Raw genomic sequence first — 17,596 nt, 5'->3', positions numbered from 1 at the left:
TTGTATTTGATTCTAAACTGTAATTTTTTTTAATACATTTCAATAACCGATGTTTAAAATGTACGTTTCATAACATTAAAGGAGTGAGTTAAATATGGTAATTCTATATACAACAGCAAGCTGTTCCTCATGCCGAAAAGCGAAAGCATGGCTTGAAGAGCATCAAATTGATTATATTGAAAAAAACATCGTATCAAATTCTATGACAGTTGATGAGCTTAAATCGATTCTTCGTTTAACTGAAGAGGGGGCTACTGAAATTATTTCAACTAGATCCAAAACTTTTCAGGACTTAAATATAAATATTGAGGAGCTCTCGCTCAATGAATTTTATACATTAATAATTGAGCATCCACTAATGTTACGTCGCCCAATTATGCTGGACGAAAAAAGATTGCAAATTGGTTTTAACGAAGAAGAAATTCGTAAATTTTTACCACGTAGCGTCCGAACATTTTTAAACATTGAACTGCAAAAGTTGGCTAATTAATAAGTAATATTTTTTAGGGAAAGTGGTATGAAAGGAGGAAGCAGAAAATGATAGAAGTATGTGTTACAGTCAATTATAACGATAGAAATTATCAAACAAATGTTATTGTAAGTAAAGATACGATATGGACAAAAATTAAACAATTGGCAGAAGAACAAGTGAAGAAACAGTGGAGTGTTTAATTTTATTTTCAACTTAAAAAGCTAAATGAAGTTATCAGATATAGGTGGGACCGGATAGAATATAAGAGAATTAATTTTTTATGGCAAGAAGTATTCTATATGTTTTAACGTTCTAACCTATCTGTAATATTTATGGCTACAGTTAATATATGAGAAACAATATTTTTGATCGTAGGAGGAAAATCATGAACAGCGACTTTACCTTGGCCATACACAGTTTAACTTATTTAGCTTTACAGCCAGATCGGATGTCAACAAGTAATGCTATTTCAGAAAGTGCAGGTGTACATCCAGTACGTATTCGTAAAGTACTAAGTTTGTTAAAAAAGCACAAGTTTATACAATCAAAAGAGGGAACTGGTGGAGGTTTTATTTTCGCCCGCGATTTAGACGAAGTGAATCTTTGGCATATTTATCAGATAACCTCTGAAGGTGCTTTGCAGCCGAAGTGTCCAGAATCAAACAATCAGTGTGTTGTAGGTTCGAACATGCGAAAAGTTCTTTTCGCTATTTTCTTAGGTGCTGAAGAGCATCTAGGTGAATACTTAAAGAATTATACAATGAAAGAAGTTGTTGATCTTATCAATCAAGAGCGTTAAGCGGCTTAATTATTATATAGCCGTGAGTTCTTAACACTTAAATGTAATGAAAAATATTACAGTATAATTGTTTTTATATCTTTTTTATCGTCACAAAAAATATTTATAGGAAGGTGAAACGGTATGATGTCAAATAATAATCATGTTTTAAAAGTAGGAGATTGGGTTCGTGGAATATCAAATGAAGGTGAATTAATAGTTGGTTATATTGTATCACTTGATGATGTAGAGGATATAGTTACAGTTAGTATTGTGAAACGTGACGGCCAGTACACAATAAACGAAGCGATTTTACTCTTTAGTAAACACGTTAACAAACTCCCTGAATCAAAGGTAATAAATAAGGAACAAATCCTTTATCTTATAGATCTTGCATTATTAACAGGGGATGAAGAATGGTTTATCGAGCTTTCTTCAAAATTAAACTCGATAAAAGAGCTAGTTAATGAGGGATTTTAAAATTTAAACTTTTGAGGGTGCACACAATCCGCCTTATGGAGAGGACACAATTACTTTTCGCATAAAAGGAAATGATGTAAAAACGATTCATTACAAACATAGAGATATTCCTGATAACGATAATTATGTAAATGAGCTGTCCATATGGGGCAGCTTTTTTGTTTTTTACTCAGTGTAGCTTTTTAAATTGTATATGAATTCAATATTAATAATATATATCCTAAAATTTGGTTTTTGTATTTTGGAATTTTTTTCTTTTTATCTACATTAATTATTTATTAGAATATCTTTTATGTTTAAAATAAGATTTTTTGATAAAAGGGGATATAAGTATCTTTATAATAAGTCACCTAGAAAAACAATGTATTATTGTATTTTTTTACTAACTAATTCAGCTTTAAGCGATAAAAACAATGGCTACATGCTAACTGTAAAATATTATCCATATAAAATTATTCCCCTTTAATATTTCTGAAAATATAAAAATATTAATTTTATAAATATACACGTTATAATGAGGGCGTCGAGAGAAATTTTATTATCTCTGGAGAAAATATAAAAAATGCGATTATTAGTAAGAAAGGTGTGTGATTAGAGGCGAAATGTATGTAATGTGCTTCAGTGGCTTGTGTAAGCAATATCATCAGTGCTACCGAAGTTATGAAAGTAATGTATAGAATTGAGAAAGAAACGCCTCGCAAATGAAGAGAGGCCGGTTTAGCTAAAATTACTTTTAAAAGTAAAAAAGAGAAACCATTAAAGTAATACACTGTTATTAGAAATGTTGCAACGTATTTATGAAGTCTATTCTATATTGTTCTCTTAAGGGGTCTTTATATAAAGAGCGGATATTACGAGTAAACTTTTTTGTGAACGCTAACAATTATATTAGGACGCTAATTAGCGAATGTTTCAATTTGGATTCATTATGATGAAGGACATACAATGTGGGGCAACTTGTAAGGAATTCATTTTCCAGAAAGGGAATATTTGTTAGGTGCAAAGAGAGATGCAGGAATAGATACAAGGGGGAGTTATTATATGAACGGGAATACTGCAAAGAAAATAGAAGTTCAAGCTGAAAATACCGCACGAAAAAATGAGCAATATGCAGATCCGAAAAAGTGGCATAAGCAGGATACTACATGGGCACTCAGTCTATTTGGAACTGCAATTGGAGCAGGGGTGCTCTTTTTACCGATTAATGCAGGTTCAGGTGGTTTATTATCTTTACTACTAATTACATTACTTGCATATCCAGTTATGTATTACTCACATAGGGCGCTTGCTAAAATGATATACGCTTCTAATTCTGCTGATGAGGGGATCACAGGTACAATTAGAGAGTATTTCGGAAATAAAGCGAGTATCATTTTTAACATCGTATATTTCGGTTCAATTTATACAATCGTACTAATGTATTCGGTTGCGCTTACAAACACTGCAAGTAGTTTTATCGTGCATCAATTGCACATGCCAGAACCTCCAAGAGCTATTTTATCACTTGTATTAGTTCTTGGTCTTATCGCTATACTGAATTTTGGTCAAGATATTACTGTAAAGGTAATGAGTATGTTAGTGTATCCTTTCATAGTTTCTCTACTTTTTATCGCAATATCTTTAATTCCACAGTGGAATACGTCAATGCTTAGTTTTTCAGCTGTTTCAACTGCTTCAACAGGAACAGGCTATTTTGGAACGATATTGATGATTCTACCAATCATCGTATTCTCATTTAATCATTCACCTATGATTTCATCATTTGTTGTGAAACAGAGAGCTACGTATGGAATCGAAGCCACTGATGCTAAATGTGCGCAAATACAAAAGGTTTGTTATATCATGACATTCGCTGTTGTTATGTTCTTCGTTTGGAGTAGCGCATTGAGCTTGACTCCAGATGATATAAAAATGGCAAAAGAACAAAACTTATCAATTCTTTCATATCTTGCTAATGAGCTTAATTCGCCTGTAATCACTATTGCAGCTCCAATTATTGCTTTTGTGGCTATTACAAAGTCTTTCCTTGGCCATTATATCGGAGCATTTGAAGTAATGCGTGACATGATTATTAAGTTCGGTAAATCACGTGGAAAAGATATTGAAGAAAAAACAATTAAGACAATAATCCTTACTTTTGTTGTATTATCATGCTGGTTTGTTGCTTATACAAATCCAAGTATTCTTGGACTTATTGATTCTCTAAGCGGTCCTTTAGTTGCTGCTATCTTATGTCTATTACCGATGTATGCGATTCAAAAAGTGCCGGTACTAGCTAAATACAAAGGGAAAATGAGTAACGTATTTGTTATTATTGTAGGTGTACTTACTGTCTTAGCAAGTATTAAGTCATTATTCTAATTCACTATTATTGCTATTAGTGTAAAAATAGTTAACACGAAAAACTTTTTGGACAAACTTCTCACATTGGAGAGTTTGTCCTTTTTTAGTCATTCTATCAACTTGAAACAGCCACCTTCCAGGCAGAAGGTGGCTGTTTCGGTATTAATTTATTTTAACTATTCACGTCTAAATGGACCTTTTGGAGCAATTAGCTCTAAATTAGTACCATCTGGATCACGGAAGTAGGCAACGCCTGTGCCAAATCCAGATTTCTAGCCGTCTTCTTGAAAGATAATTGGTTCGTCATATGGGTACTATCCTATGCCCATCAAGCTAACAAAATGGATTGCCTCTGAAACAAAAATGATTTTTATTACTATAAAAAACGTAAAGTATCTGTTTTTAGAAAAAATTAATTTTTATAAATTGATGGAGATATAACTCAATTCTTTTATATATGTAGTTAAATATGATTGTCAGAATGAACTTAAAGTAATTATGATTTCTAGAAATGCGAACTGATGTTTTGAATTGGTTTAAAGTTGCTGGAACAAAATAAAACCAATTGAGCAAAAAAACTTGCAAAAATAAAAAGAGAGATGTATATTAATTGATGTATCAATAATTGATACATCAATTAATATTTTAACAAGAAAGAAAAGGAACATTTTATGAAGGAAATGTTCGTAAATATCAGTGGAGAAGAACGAAAAATACTTATTCATGTTCTATTACAGATGCAAAAAAATGTAGAGAATATTAAAGAATAGAGAGTGTAGGGGGCAGAATAGTGTGGAAATAATCGCAGCTATTTTAGTCGGGATCGTAGCATTAGAACATTTGTTTATCATGATCCTTGAAATGTTTTTTATTGATTCAAAAGTAGCGAAACGTGCTTTCAAATTACCGAAGCATTTAGAAGGAGATCGAAACGTAGCCATTATGTTTGCAAACCAAGGTTTATATAATGGATTTTTAGCGGCTGGTCTCATTTGGGGACTTGTACTTGGGCTCAATCCAATTGGTTATATGGTCCAATTATTTTTCGTGATTTGTGTGGTGATAGCAGCTATTTTCGGAGGTTTCACATCTAATAAATCGATTATTGTGAAACAAGGATTTCCAGCTGTTTTAGCACTGGTTGCCCTTTTATGTATGATATAGAATCAAAGTTTCTCAATAAAAGAACTCATTTTTGAAAAGAATACGCTATTCTTTCTTTAGAATTATAGGAAAGGATGGCGTTTTTGTATGTCTATTTCTATACGTAGTGAATTATAACTATTCCCTCAAGGGACTCAACTGCTTTTCAGCTTTTGGATATACTTTCATCTATCTTTGTTTCCTCCTATTGTTGGATAGTGTAATAATTGATAAAAATTTTGATGAAATTGGATTATAACGATTGATCAAAAAAGTTAGTGATTAAAAATATTATTCTTTAGTACATACATTTTTAAGATGTTAAATATATTTCATAATAGTCTCTGTAAGATAGGGATAAGTAGAATAGTACTTTTTATAACTTTGAATGTCATTCATAATAGCACCAGTAAGAAGAAAACAAGCTTTACGGTACTACTAGTTATCAAAGATGTTACAGTAGTTTATTTAGAATCAGTGTGATTGAAAGGTTGTACTATATGGCCTAATAATTTCGAAAAAATGTCGGTGTGGCATAAAACAATTATGGAGGTTAAAGATATGAGTACTTCAAATTTGAATGAAATAAGTAAACAAATTTTAAAAGAGGAGGAAACACTTCAATTTTCCTCTTTTACAAATGAAGATGCCTTGCAACTAGGTTTATTTATCGTTGAAACAGCAAAGCAAGAGGGGAAATTGATTGCTGTTGATATAACGAAAAATGGTGTGCAATTATTTCATTTCAAGATGACAGGGACAAATGAGGAAAATACGAAATGGATTGAGCGTAAAAAACGAGTCGTTTCCCTGCATGATCGTAGCTCGTATTATATGCAGATACAAAGTGAAATAACTGGGGTCTCCTATAATGAAAAATATCTTTTAGATACTTCAGAATACGCTGCGTTTGGTGGATGTTTTCCTATCAGAATAAAAAACGTAGGGGTTATTGGAATGATAACAGTTTCAGGATTACCACCAGAAGAAGATCACGAATTGGTAATAAGGGCAGTTAAAAATCATTTGAAGCAATAGTAAAAATAAATGTGATGGTTAAGTAAAAGCCAAGAATGAACATATTATTGTTCGTTTTTGGCTTTTTATTATTTTTTCTTATAGTCGGCTAAGAGGGTTCTTTTACAGGTAGTACTTAATTTTGCAATGTTCTTTAAATTGCATCGTTTTGTTCGAGTGAGCGAAATTGCTGTAATTGAAGATGCTCTAAATTAATGTGAAATTTGGTGATTAAAGTAGCTACATTTCATATTTGTGTAAATATGAAACAAGCAGGATACATGAATAGAGAATGGGTAAAATAGTACCGAATGATGATTAGATTTTATGAATGATGTTATAAGGCTTTTTTTAGGAAAACTGAAGGAAGCAGTGTGTTTAGATTTAGAATGACTGGCAATGGGTGCTAGGAAGTTCAATGATTCAAAAATGAACTCATTTAAACGCATACTATCTTCGAGATGTATCATTTTGAAGAATATTAAAACTTAGGAGGAACGGAATTATGACAAAAGATTTCTATACTGCACTGAAAGAAAGACGTACTTACTATGGGATTAATAAAGAGGTACAAGTATCGGATGAAAAAATTAAAGAAATCGTGGAGTTTGCTGTGAAATATACTCCATCCGCTTTCAATTCTCAAACTGCACGATTAGTTGTATTATTTGGTGAAGCTCATGATAAATTATGGGATATTACCACTGAAACATTAAGAAAAGTAGTTGGAGATGGAGACTTTTCAGGAACGCAACAAAAAATGGATTCTTTTAAAGCTGGTTATGGAACAGTATTATTCTTTGAAGATGAGGCTATCGTTAAATCGCTTCAAGAAAAGTTTGCTGCATATGCTGAAAACTTCCCAATTTGGTCACACCAAGCATCAGGTATGCACCAATTAGTCGTGTGGACAGGTTTAGAAGCAGAGGGATTAGGGGCATCATTACAACATTATAATCCATTAATTGACGATGAGGTAAAACAAGAATGGAATGTCCCTGCTAATTGGAAACTAATTGCACAAATGCCATTTGGTAATCCAACAGCTGCACCAGGTGAAAAAGAATTCCAACCACTTGAAGAGCGTGTGAAATTTCATAAGTAATATTCGAATGTAATAAAATGGAAATTTAATCAGTGGTGGTCTTACTGTCCGCAAATAGCAGGGGAAGCTAACTGTATTGTAAAAATAAAACTGTTTATTAATAAAAAAGCTTATTCGTTTTTTTTATTAATCGAGTATGTATGAATAAAAGATTTTAAAACACTATTTTAATCTGTAAGGGAACAAGGTGATCGTTTTGATCACCTTGCTTTATTTCTTACATTTTATTTATTAAAAAACGCTAGCTTTTCATAAATGCTTGAAAAATTAGCGTTTTAATAATAGGTATCTGTAATTTGATTACTTAAAACTATATACGAAAAAGCTTTTATGTTATTCCTCAAGTTCTATCCATTCCTGTGACCATTCTTCTATTCCGCGAATAATAGCTTCTAAAGCAAATCCTTTTTGAGTTAAAGAATATTCTATACGAACTGGTGTCTCAGGAAAGACTTTACGTTCGACAATTCCTTCTAGTTCTAATTCTTTCAATCTTTCTGAAAGTAATCTTCCGCTAACAGGAAGAGAAGATTCAAGTGTACAAAAGCGCTGAGATCCAGAAAAAAGTTGGTAAATAATTAGTGCTGTCCATCGTTGACTAAAAAATTTCATTCCTTTTTCAAAGCGAGGGCATAATGTAGAATCATTCATTTTCCTTCACCTCCTAAAATAAATTATATAACATCTTACTATTAGTAACAAATGTTTTTATAATTAATTACTTGACGTAAATTGATTACGAATGTATACTCACTTACATAAAGTAACTAAGTTGTTTTATGTAACTAAAACTCTTTTCTTTAAATGGCCAAAGTTGTAATGATACATATTGCATATAAGCTGAGAGAAAAAAGAATAGCATCTGTAAAAACACTTACGTTGTGTAAGTTAAACAATAAAAAATATAACAATGGAAGAGAATTTTAGAGATTCTCTATACTAGGAGGTACCTAATGGTTACAACAGATACAATTCATATGTTAGAAGATAAAATTCAATTTATACATCAAGATGGAAAGGATATTTATTTAGTAGGCCCTATCAAATTGCCAATTAATTTATATGGGGAGACTAAAGTTTTTCAATGGTATTCTTGGTTACAATGTAGTGAGGTTACAAATAGTGTAGAAGGAATTATCGAAAAACTCTCATCTATTAATTTAGCTGATATGCAGCAATCTAGTGTACTTGTATATGGTGATTTTGAGAATTCTGAAGATGCCCTAATTCGTATGCATAGTATTTGTCACACCGGTGATATCTTTGGTAGTAAACGTTGTGACTGTGGATTCCAATTAAAGCAGTCTTTACAAATGATTACAGAACATGGTTCAGGTGCTTTATTTTACTTAGCGAATCATGAAGGAAGAGGAATTGGCTTGTTTAGTAAAGCTATGACGTACCTCTTGCAAGAAAATGGGTTAGATACAGTAGAAGCTAATCTGAACCTAGGTTTTGAAGATGATGTTCGAAACTATGATGATACAATTGAAGTATTAAAAGCGCTACGCTCAAAATCTGTAAAACTTATTACAAATAATCCGAAAAAATTAGAAGCGTTACAAAAAGCTGGATTAAATGTTACGAGTCGTGAACCGTTATGGGGTGATGTCTCAGAGTTTAATGAGAAATATTTGCAAACGAAGATTCAGCGTTCTGGACATTTTGAAGGGGGACACTTACATGCTTGAGCATGAATTGTATATGAAGCTAGCACTAGAAAATGCCAAGGCTATGAAGGGACAAACGACTCCAAATCCATTGGTTGGATCTGTAATTGTAAATGATAATCGAATTGTAGGGGTCGGAGCACATATGAAGGCCGGAGAACCACATGCCGAAATACATGCGATACGTATGGCTGGAGAACAGGCACGTGGTGGTACAATTTATGTAACTCTTGAACCTTGTTCTCATCATGGTAGAACAGGGCCTTGTGCTGAAGCAATTGTACAAGCAGGAATTAAGAAGGTAGTAGTTGCTACACTTGATCCAAACCCGCTTGTTTCTGGACGTGGAATTAAAATTCTACAAGATGCAGGTATTGAAGTACTTGTAGGAGTGTGTGAAGAAGAATCTAAAAAAATGAATGAAGTCTTTAATAAATATATTTTGACAAAGCGCCCATTTGTAACGATTAAATCAGGAGTTACATTAGATGGGAAAATCGCTACGTCTTTATCGGATAGTAAGTGGATTACATCTACAGAAGCAAGACAAGAAGTACACCAAATACGAAACGAAAATGCGGCTATTTTAGTAGGAGCGAATACTGTTCAAAAGGATAATCCATCATTGACAACGCGTATTCCAAATGGCCGAAATCCAATTCGAGTAATATTGGACTCGACATTACGCATACCGATGGAAGCTAACGTTGTTACAGATAGAGAAGCTCCTACCTGGATATTTACAACAAGTAATCATGCAGAGGAAAAAAAGAAAGCATTAGAAAATGCAGGAGTTAAAGTATTTGTTACTAGCGGAGAAAAGCATATAAACTTACATGAAATGCTTGATGTTTTAGGACAAAAAGGAGTTTCCTCCCTGCTTATTGAAGGTGGTGGAGAAGTAAATGCTTCGTTTATTGAAAATAAACTAATGGATAAAATTATTTTATATTTCGCACCTAAAATTATTGGAGGTAGATTGGCGCCTAGTTTTGTAGAGGGGACTGGTATTACTAAAATGAAAGATGCAATTGAATTTAAGGATATATCATTTACCCAGATTGGAAAAGATTATAGATTTATTGGCTATCCAGCATATCGGAAAGATGAGCAATAAGGGGAATAAAAACTACTTATATGTTCCGATAAATGGATTGCAGAAAGGAGCGATGAAGAGTGAAGTTTGGATTTGATATCGATGATACACTAATTGATTTAAGGCAGCATGCTTTTCATTTATATAATAAGAAATTAAACAAAAAAGTAGGGTTGGATGTATTCCATTCTTTAAAAACAATTGAAATTCATGAAGCATTTGGCATGACTTCCGAGGAAGGCGGTCATATGTGGAATAGTTTGCTGGATGAGATTTATTATACTTCTTGTTCACCGTTTCCTTATGCTGTAGAGACATTGCAAGAATTAGAAAGACAGGGACATGAAATTTACTATATAACGGCGCGACCTAAAGAGCATGGAGAGCAAACAAAAAAATGGTTAATAGAAAAAGGATTTCCGGTACATGAAGATCGCTTTTTCTATGGAATGAAGGATGAAGAAAAAATACACTTTATACAAGAAATAAAATTAAACTATTTCTTTGATGATAAGCCGGCTGTTTTAGAAACGTTAATAGGAAAACCGATAAATGTATATGCAAAAACTACTTCTTACAATCAATATCTCAATATCCCGCGTATTACAAATTGGATGGAGTTAGGAGATATTATAAAGAAAGATATGTGAGGATTTAAATGGAAAATCAAATAGAGCCAAGAGCATATTGAGTATTACAATTTTAGAGGAAAGACATACGTATTATGTCTTTCCTTATTTTTTAATATTATCGTTTTTATTAGTGTGATGTGCTAGGAGTACTTCTAATAGAGGGGGAATAGAAAAATGAGCAATAAGAAAAATATTTTTAAGCTAGTCTTGTATGGAAGCGTAATTTATATATCATACCAGTGATGGTTTTCCCTGGTGCCACAGTATATGCGGATATTTTGGGTAAGAAGTTCAAGAATTAATGAGATGTGTTCATGATCATGAATTTTTGGAAAACGAAAATTACAATGTTAGGTTATTTTGAATCAGTAGTGGACGATATGCAAAATTACATATTACAAAATAAACATCGTAATTTTTGGATTCTTGGTATAAAATACATTACTTAAACTATATATTAGAATGGAGAAAGTGAATTGGAATTATTAAGAAACAGTAAGATTGGTACAAAACTAAACATATTAATAACTATATCAAGTATTGCATGTATAGTATTATCCCTAATAGGGTTTTGGGGGTTAGAAAGAGGGAAAAGTACTTCCTCTAATATGTATGAGGATAATTTACTGCCAATTGAGTGGATTGGAATTGTAGAATCTAATTTTTATCACGTTAATATGAACTTTATGGAAATAATGTTATCAAAAGATGAAAAAAGAATGAACGAATTAATAAGAGAAATGGATGGGATTCGTAAGGAAAATGATCATCTTTTAAAGCAGTTTGAGGCTAAACTTATTTCTACTAAAGAAAAAGAATTATATAACACGTTTCATGAAACATTTAATGAATTAAGGACTCAAATGAAGAAAGCACAAGAATTAGGGAAGTCTAATAATGAGGAAGCATATGCATATTATCTAAAAGAGATTGAACCTAATATGCAAAAATCAATAAAATCAATTCGTGAATTGATTTTATATAATAGTAATAATGCAGAGCTTTTACAGAAGGAAAATAATAATAGTGCTCAAAATACAATGATAATGTTTGTTAGTATTTCGATTTTAGCAATTTTAATAATTATATTAATTGGATATGTTATTAAATTAACTATCCGAAAACCACTTACATTACTACAAAATGATATGGAAAAAGTAGCAGCTGGAGATTTAACAACACGTACTCCTTATAAAGCAAATAATGAATTAGGGCATATTGTTCAGTCTTTTAATAGTATGTTAGATAACCTTCAACAATTAATTGCGAATGTTAAGATGACAACACAAGAGGTTATTTTTACTACGGAGGGTGTATTACAAGATACAAATCGAGCGTCTAGTATTTCAAATGAGGTTGTACAGACTGTTTTAGAAGTAAAAACAAAAATAGAAGGACAGGTAACTAGTATTCAGGAGAGCTCATCCTCAATGGAAGAAATTACAACCGGGGTGCAAACTGTAGCTGAATCTTCAGCAGTAGTCGCTGAGGTAGCAGTAACGACTACAGAACGAATAAATATCGGTAGTGAAGTGATAAATCACTCTATTCTTCAAATGAATAGTGTGCATGATGTTGTCGAGGAAACATCAAAAGTAATAAATAAACTTGTTACACGTACACAACAGATTGATACAGCTCTCGCTGCAATTACTAATATTGCCGAACAAACGAATCTTCTTGCCTTAAATGCCGCTATTGAAGCGGCACGTGCTGGAGAGAATGGGAAAGGATTTGCAGTGGTTGCCGCAGAAGTTCGAGACTTGGCTGAGCAATCTAAAGAATCTGCAAAAGAAGTTAATCATTTAATAAAATCCATTCAAAAAGATACCCAAGATACAGTTAATGTCATGCAAAAAGGACAACAAAAGGCAGTAGAAGGAAAAGAAGCTGCTTACAAAGCGAATCAAACCTTCTTGTCTATTATGAGAGATATTGATAAGATTACAGGTCAAATTCAAGAAGTATCCGCAGCGACAGAAGAGATGTCTGCTGGTACAGAAGAAGTAAATGCTTCTCTTTCGCTAGTTTCTGAAACTGCAACGGATGTGAAAAAGGAGACTCTTCAAACTGTAAATTCAATTCAATCACAGGCCGTATCAATTGAACAAATATCAATCCAATCCAACAAAATGAAAGAAAAGGTGGAAGAATTAACGGAATTGGTTTCAAAATTTAATATTACAGAACAAAAAGAATAAGTAAATTGTAAAAGATTAGGTACGGCTATCAGCCTAAAAATAATTGATTTTTTACGATTAAAAAGATTTTAGTAATTAATTCAATCACAAGTGTAATAACATGTATAAAAAACATGAAGACTTAAGAGTCTTCGTGTTTTTTTTATTGAATAATGTCTGAAAAAATATTGATAATTATACGATATTTTGGAATTTATCACAAAATATTCATATATGCAAAATTACATACATTTAATGATTGATAATCACGAGTTAATGTAACTATAATAATTACACTGATAAGTAACTTATTGACGACAATTATAAGTGAAGAAGGAGGGCTTTATTGTATTTTGTATATAAAAAAATAGAGAAGGAGATATGCAAATGAAAAGGTTACTTGTTATAGGCCTAATGTATACAATGTTTTTCCTCATAGGAAATATACACTTACATGCTGATGAACGAATAAATGCAAAAAAAATTACTAGTTTAGAAGAGCCTACTTGGATATTTCAGGCGGGCATAAGTAAGGGGAAATATCATGATCGACAAGATTTAGGATTTATTTTGAAGAGAAATACACCATTAAAGGTAAGACAAACAAATCCTAATTTTAAAGACAAATTAACATTACGTTTATTGTCTAATGACTCAAAAAATGAAAAATCCATACAAGTAGGAAATGAATGGGTTACTATCCAAGGTGATACGTCTTTAGTTCCTTTCATAGATACTCCGTATGGTGAAGAGCACGCTGTACTTGAGTACCAAGTAGGGAATGAAAGTGCTACTAAACCCCTTCCCATTTATAAACAACAAGGAAGTGTATCTCAATTTTTTAGTACATGGGATCAATTTGATGGAGAGTATGCGTTACTTCAAGGGGAGAGTTTTCAATTATTTGTACCTAAAAAAGATAAAGAGTTAGTAAGATCTTTAAAAGATTTTCAATCATTGGATGAGTTAATTGCGTATTATGAAGATATTTTTGTGATGTATGATTCAATTATTGGTTTAGATGGCTCAACGTTTGAAAATAAAAAAAGTCAAAATCGTTATTTCTTAAAAGCAGATATATCTGGTGCTGGCGGTGCCTATTATGGCACAAATTGGACAGCGAATAGTACAGATAGTACAAAGATGTGGTTAGATAAACTAAGTTGGGGAACTTTACATGAAATCGCTCATGGATACCAAGCTGGTTTTGATAATCAAGGAATATTTACAGGAGAAGTTTCTAATAATCTATTTGGTGTTCAATATCAATATAGTAAATACGGCAAAAAAGCAGATCAACTTGGTTGGTTGTTTAATTTCGGGAAAAAGGAACAGGTAGAACGGAATTTATATAATGCTTTAATGAAAGAAAATAAAAATTATGATGATTTAGATTTACGACAAAAACTTATTCTTTTAACGATGGCGAAACAAAAAGCTGGCGATGAAGCATTTGCAAAAATGTATCAAGGTTATCGAAAACTAGCTAGCAATGCTGCTTTCAAAAAAGGTGACCATTCTTTACCAGATTTAATGAATCAGTATTATAGTGAGAATGGACAAGTTGATTTTACACCTGTTTTTGAAAGGTGGGGCTTTAAGCTTAATCATAAACAAATAGAGATGAATAGGGCGAAAGGTTTTCCGGCTGTTACTTCTTTAGCTTATATAGTGCCTGAATCACAATTAGCGAAAGCAAGAGCTATAGTTGATTCTGATATTCCGATAAACTCCAACTTCGAAATAGTTACGAATCAGCAAATTGCTCCACTTGGGCTAAAAGGGAATTTGCATATCCATTTAAATACAAATGAAATAGATACATTAAAAGGAGGAAAAATTAAATTAAAAGAAGGGAATACAGTTATTCAAGAGAAAACAATTGAAACAACAGATATCAATTTACAAGACGTACCAAATGGAGTGTATACGGTTGAAATTTCAGGTGGGAAAACGAATAGTATGTACCATTTCAGTTCGTATTATGCCTATGTAAAAGAAAAAGTTAATAGTCTAAAGATTGATATTAACGAAATGAAAGTGAGTAAGTTGGTAAATGAAACGATTCAATTCCTAGGATTAGGAGATGACCAGTTTGCCGTATTAAATACAGACTTAGAGCAAAATCGAGCTATTTTTACGATTACTACTAAAACGCCTCATAGCTATTATGCAGGTGAAAAATATGCATCGATAGAGGTCTTTAATGAAAAAGGTGAAAAAATTTATACGAAGGAAATGGAAGGAACAAATGTAACAATTGTAAAAGATATCATTCCACTAAAAGAGGGATATAGAATTAAAATCTATCATGATGAAATAAAAAAACGATTAACTAGTAAAGCTACTATTATTAATCCTATGAATAAAATGAATGAATTTATAATAACAAAATGGGGATTGAAAAATACTTCTTTGCAAAATAATCCAGAAGAAAATCTTATACAAAGAATTGATGAAGAAATGGAAGCGATTATAGGTAATCAGTTTTTAAAAGAGATACCAATGCAAAAATTAGAAATGAAAAAGAATGTGTGGATGGCAATAAATATGTTATCAGAACCACAAAAAATAACGTATATGAATAAATATAAAGATAGCTTATATAATGAATAATTTTTGAGAAATGAATTGAATCTAAAAAAGTAGCAAACCAATCTATTAACCTATGTATGTAGAGGTATGTAAAAACGATTGGCTATAGTTAAAATTTTTTATCTATGCTTAAAATTCTAAAATACATTTATTTAATTTAATAATACGATTATAAAGGGGTAAAAATATGAATAATTTCGTAAAGGTAGGTTTAACTACAGGAGTGGTGTTATCGGCGATTATGCCTTATGGAGGAGTACATGCGGAAACAGAAGATTTAAAAGTGGAAACAAAGGAAGATACGTTCCGAACAGGTAATTTAACAGCACCTTCTCAAAATTCGGCAGAAAATGTAGCAAAGGATGCACTAAAAGGACAAACAGAACAAGCATTATCATCAAAGCAAGTTAATACGGAATCCAAAGTTAATTATAATGTTACGCAAAGTCGTAAATCTTATGATGGTACTACATTGGTACGTCTTCAACAAACGTATGAAGGACGTGATGTATACGGATATCAACTAACAGCACATATTAATGATGATGGTGTACTTACGAGCGTTTTGGGAGATAGTGCCCAAAATTTACAACAACAGGAAGATTTGAAACAACCTATTACTCTATCAGAAGAGGATGCAAAGAAACAGCTTTTCAACATCTATGGAAATGATCTCACATTTATCGAAGAACCAGAAATTAAACAAGTGGTATATGTAGATGAAAATACAAATAAAGCTACAAACGCATATCAAATTACTTTTAGTGCATCTACACCTGAATATGTATCCGGTACAGTATTAATTGATGCTTTTGGTGGTAATCTATTAAAAGAACTCGTTCAAAAATTGGGTATACAAGTAGAGAGTAGTATTGTCCAATCTGCGACATCAAATAAATCAACAGATCCTTCAAAATTAACAGGTACAGGAAAAGATGACTTAGGTATTAATCGTACGTTTGGAATTACACAAAGAAGTGATGGAATGTACATGCTTGCAGATTATTCTCGTGGTAAGGGAATTGAAACATATACTGCTAATTATAAAGATTATAATAATTATAGAAGAAATGTATGGGGTTATCTCGATGATTTAGTAACAAGTAATTCTACAAATTTTACAGATCCTAAAGCAGTTAGTGCCCATTATTTAGCAACGAAAGTATATGATTTTTATCAAGAAAAATATGGCCGTAACAGCTTTGATAATAACGGACAAAAAGTAATTTCTGTCGTTCATGGTTGGAACACAAATGGTACGAATAAAGGAAATCCTAAGCAGTGGTTTAATGCATTTAGTAATGGCGCTATGCTAGTATACGGAGATCCAATTGTTAGAGCATTTGATGTGGCAGGACATGAATTTACACACGCGGTTACAAGAAATGAGTCTGGACTTGAGTACGCAGGAGAAGCTGGTGCAATTAATGAAGCGTTATCTGATATTTTAGGAGTAGCCGTTGAAAAGTATGCCAATAACGGAAAGTTCAATTGGACAATGGGAGAACAATCAGGTCGTATTTTTAGAGATATGAAAAACCCATCATCTATCTCTTCTAGATATCCAGAGGATTATAGGCATTATAATAACTTACCTATTGATGCTGACCACGATCATGGTGGTGTACACACGAACTCTAGCATTATTAATAAAGTAGCTTACTTGATTGCTAGTGGTGGAAGCCATAATGGAGTAAACGTACATGGCATTGGAGAAGATAAAATGTTTGATATTTTCTATTATGCAAATACGGATGAATTAAATATGACTTCTGATTTTAAAGAATTAAAAGAAGCTTGTATTCGTGTAGCAACGAACTTATATGGTAAAGACTCATTAGAAGTACAAGCTGTCCAACAAGCCTTTAAAGCAGCGTATATTTAATATTATTGTGATGAATTACAAACTCTTTCATTTTAATATAGTGATTAATTTGTATTTATAGACAAAAACCTTGTAGAATTTTTCTGCAAGGTTTTTTTGAATGTTATCCCGCTATTTGCTGGGCAGTAAGACCCCCACCTCAAAATTTAGCTGTTATTTTTTTACTTGTTGTAAAGGATGGAAAGCTTTTAAGGTTGTGG

16 protein-coding genes and 2 pseudogenes are annotated in these 17,596 nt (G+C 32.1%); 16 read left to right on the top strand and 2 right to left on the bottom strand.

Annotated features, from left to right (window positions below):
* Window positions 1-94 precede the first annotated feature (94 nt).
* The 6 genes and pseudogenes from spxA (at window position 95) to N2V80_RS16705 (ending at window position 4,091) form a co-directional block, all read left to right on the top strand.
* Entirely contained in the window at window positions 95-490 is a 396-nt protein-coding gene (spxA, locus tag N2V80_RS16730; protein ID WP_000236194.1) for a transcriptional regulator SpxA, read from the top strand.
* Between the two features lie 47 nt (window positions 491-537).
* Window positions 538-672, top strand: coding sequence for a BA3454 family stress response protein (locus tag N2V80_RS16725; RefSeq protein ID WP_000573532.1), 135 nt, complete (start codon window positions 538-540; stop codon window positions 670-672).
* Window positions 673-857: 185 nt separating this feature from the next.
* Window positions 858-1,271 (top strand): Rrf2-family transcriptional regulator SaiR, encoded by a 414-nt coding sequence (gene saiR, locus N2V80_RS16720; RefSeq protein WP_061655182.1) that lies wholly within the window; start codon window positions 858-860, stop codon window positions 1,269-1,271.
* A gap of 123 nt (window positions 1,272-1,394) precedes the next feature.
* Window positions 1,395-1,730, top strand: a complete 336-nt coding sequence (locus N2V80_RS16715) for an IDEAL domain-containing protein (protein WP_000987462.1) — start codon at window positions 1,395-1,397, stop codon at window positions 1,728-1,730.
* Between the two features lie 7 nt (window positions 1,731-1,737).
* Window positions 1,738-1,908: pseudogene (locus N2V80_RS16710) on the top strand (DUF3888 domain-containing protein); the annotation flags it as partial.
* An 863-nt stretch (window positions 1,909-2,771) separates the two neighbouring features.
* Complete coding sequence (locus N2V80_RS16705; RefSeq protein WP_001014189.1) at window positions 2,772-4,091, top strand: aromatic amino acid transport family protein; 1,320 nt, start codon at window positions 2,772-2,774, stop codon at window positions 4,089-4,091.
* Between the two features lie 158 nt (window positions 4,092-4,249).
* Here the strand turns inward: N2V80_RS16705 and N2V80_RS16700 are convergent.
* Window positions 4,250-4,384, bottom strand: a pseudogene (locus N2V80_RS16700) (VOC family protein); the annotation flags it as partial.
* 481 nt (window positions 4,385-4,865) lie between these two features.
* On the opposite strand from N2V80_RS16700, the gene N2V80_RS16695 reads away from it, so the two are divergent.
* From N2V80_RS16695 to N2V80_RS16685, 3 genes are all read left to right on the top strand, one after another.
* Window positions 4,866-5,237 carry a DUF1304 domain-containing protein gene (locus tag N2V80_RS16695; RefSeq protein ID WP_000402470.1) on the top strand — a complete coding sequence of 124 codons (372 nt, stop codon included), beginning with the start codon at window positions 4,866-4,868 and terminating at the stop codon, window positions 5,235-5,237.
* Window positions 5,238-5,738: 501 nt separating this feature from the next.
* A complete protein-coding gene (locus N2V80_RS16690; RefSeq protein WP_002061924.1) occupies window positions 5,739-6,254 on the top strand; it encodes a heme-degrading domain-containing protein in 516 nt (171 codons plus the stop codon).
* A gap of 484 nt (window positions 6,255-6,738) precedes the next feature.
* Window positions 6,739-7,338, top strand: a complete 600-nt coding sequence (locus N2V80_RS16685) for a nitroreductase family protein (RefSeq protein ID WP_000158938.1) — start codon at window positions 6,739-6,741, stop codon at window positions 7,336-7,338.
* Between the two features lie 333 nt (window positions 7,339-7,671).
* Here N2V80_RS16685 and N2V80_RS16680 read toward each other — a convergent pair whose 3' ends face one another.
* The gene (locus tag N2V80_RS16680; protein WP_001000104.1) at window positions 7,672-7,989 is read right to left on the bottom strand and encodes a winged helix-turn-helix transcriptional regulator; all 318 of its coding nucleotides are present in this window, start codon (window positions 7,987-7,989) and stop codon (window positions 7,672-7,674) included.
* 302 nt (window positions 7,990-8,291) lie between these two features.
* Here N2V80_RS16680 and N2V80_RS16675 point away from each other — a divergent pair, with 302 nt between their 5' ends.
* From N2V80_RS16675 to N2V80_RS16645, 7 genes are all read left to right on the top strand, one after another.
* Window positions 8,292-9,029, top strand: a complete 738-nt coding sequence (locus N2V80_RS16675) for a GTP cyclohydrolase II (RefSeq protein ID WP_061655181.1) — start codon at window positions 8,292-8,294, stop codon at window positions 9,027-9,029.
* Complete coding sequence (gene ribD, locus N2V80_RS16670) at window positions 9,022-10,125, top strand: bifunctional diaminohydroxyphosphoribosylaminopyrimidine deaminase/5-amino-6-(5-phosphoribosylamino)uracil reductase RibD (RefSeq protein ID WP_000889429.1); 1,104 nt, start codon at window positions 9,022-9,024, stop codon at window positions 10,123-10,125. The genes N2V80_RS16675 and ribD overlap by 8 nt, the downstream gene beginning before the upstream one ends.
* Before the next feature lie 59 nt (window positions 10,126-10,184).
* The gene (locus N2V80_RS16665; protein ID WP_000668223.1) at window positions 10,185-10,754 is read left to right on the top strand and encodes a 5' nucleotidase, NT5C type; all 570 of its coding nucleotides are present in this window, start codon (window positions 10,185-10,187) and stop codon (window positions 10,752-10,754) included.
* Window positions 10,755-11,050: 296 nt separating this feature from the next.
* The gene (locus tag N2V80_RS16660; RefSeq protein WP_000605687.1) at window positions 11,051-11,185 is read left to right on the top strand and encodes a hypothetical protein; all 135 of its coding nucleotides are present in this window, start codon (window positions 11,051-11,053) and stop codon (window positions 11,183-11,185) included.
* Window positions 11,186-11,212: 27 nt separating this feature from the next.
* Window positions 11,213-12,937 carry a methyl-accepting chemotaxis protein gene (locus N2V80_RS16655; protein ID WP_061655180.1) on the top strand — a complete coding sequence of 575 codons (1,725 nt, stop codon included), beginning with the start codon at window positions 11,213-11,215 and terminating at the stop codon, window positions 12,935-12,937.
* Window positions 12,938-13,303: 366 nt separating this feature from the next.
* The gene (locus N2V80_RS16650; RefSeq protein WP_061655179.1) at window positions 13,304-15,532 is read left to right on the top strand and encodes a putative mucin/carbohydrate-binding domain-containing protein; all 2,229 of its coding nucleotides are present in this window, start codon (window positions 13,304-13,306) and stop codon (window positions 15,530-15,532) included.
* A 166-nt stretch (window positions 15,533-15,698) separates the two neighbouring features.
* On the top strand, window positions 15,699-17,396 hold the full coding sequence (locus N2V80_RS16645; RefSeq protein ID WP_061655178.1) for a M4 family metallopeptidase: 1,698 nt from the start codon (window positions 15,699-15,701) through the stop codon (window positions 17,394-17,396).
* Window positions 17,397-17,596: the final 200 nt, after the last annotated feature.

Origin of the sequence: Bacillus sp. FSL W8-0640, assembly GCF_038007725.1 — a bacterium.
GTDB classification, from domain to species: domain Bacteria; phylum Bacillota; class Bacilli; order Bacillales; family Bacillaceae_G; genus Bacillus_A; species Bacillus_A cereus.
Note: the sequence above shows the minus strand (reverse complement) of the source record. Positions and strands in the feature narration are given on the sequence as shown.

Bases quoted from the DNA above. Each gene is read 5' to 3' on its own strand.
- spxA (WP_000236194.1), top strand. From the start codon at position 95: ATGGTAATTCTATATACAACAGCAAGCTGTTCCTCATGCCGAAAAGCG.
- N2V80_RS16725 (WP_000573532.1), top strand. From the start codon at position 538: ATGATAGAAGTATGTGTTACAGTCAATTATAACGATAGAAATTATCAA.
- saiR (WP_061655182.1), top strand. From the start codon at position 858: ATGAACAGCGACTTTACCTTGGCCATACACAGTTTAACTTATTTAGCT.
- N2V80_RS16715 (WP_000987462.1), top strand. From the start codon at position 1,395: ATGATGTCAAATAATAATCATGTTTTAAAAGTAGGAGATTGGGTTCGT.
- N2V80_RS16705 (WP_001014189.1), top strand. From the start codon at position 2,772: ATGAACGGGAATACTGCAAAGAAAATAGAAGTTCAAGCTGAAAATACC.
- N2V80_RS16690 (WP_002061924.1), top strand. From the start codon at position 5,739: ATGTCGGTGTGGCATAAAACAATTATGGAGGTTAAAGATATGAGTACT.
- N2V80_RS16685 (WP_000158938.1), top strand. From the start codon at position 6,739: ATGACAAAAGATTTCTATACTGCACTGAAAGAAAGACGTACTTACTAT.
- N2V80_RS16680 (WP_001000104.1), bottom strand. From the start codon at position 7,989: ATGAATGATTCTACATTATGCCCTCGCTTTGAAAAAGGAATGAAATTT.
- N2V80_RS16675 (WP_061655181.1), top strand. From the start codon at position 8,292: ATGGTTACAACAGATACAATTCATATGTTAGAAGATAAAATTCAATTT.
- ribD (WP_000889429.1), top strand. From the start codon at position 9,022: ATGCTTGAGCATGAATTGTATATGAAGCTAGCACTAGAAAATGCCAAG.
- N2V80_RS16660 (WP_000605687.1), top strand. From the start codon at position 11,051: ATGATCATGAATTTTTGGAAAACGAAAATTACAATGTTAGGTTATTTT.
- N2V80_RS16650 (WP_061655179.1), top strand. From the start codon at position 13,304: ATGAAAAGGTTACTTGTTATAGGCCTAATGTATACAATGTTTTTCCTC.
- N2V80_RS16645 (WP_061655178.1), top strand. From the start codon at position 15,699: ATGAATAATTTCGTAAAGGTAGGTTTAACTACAGGAGTGGTGTTATCG.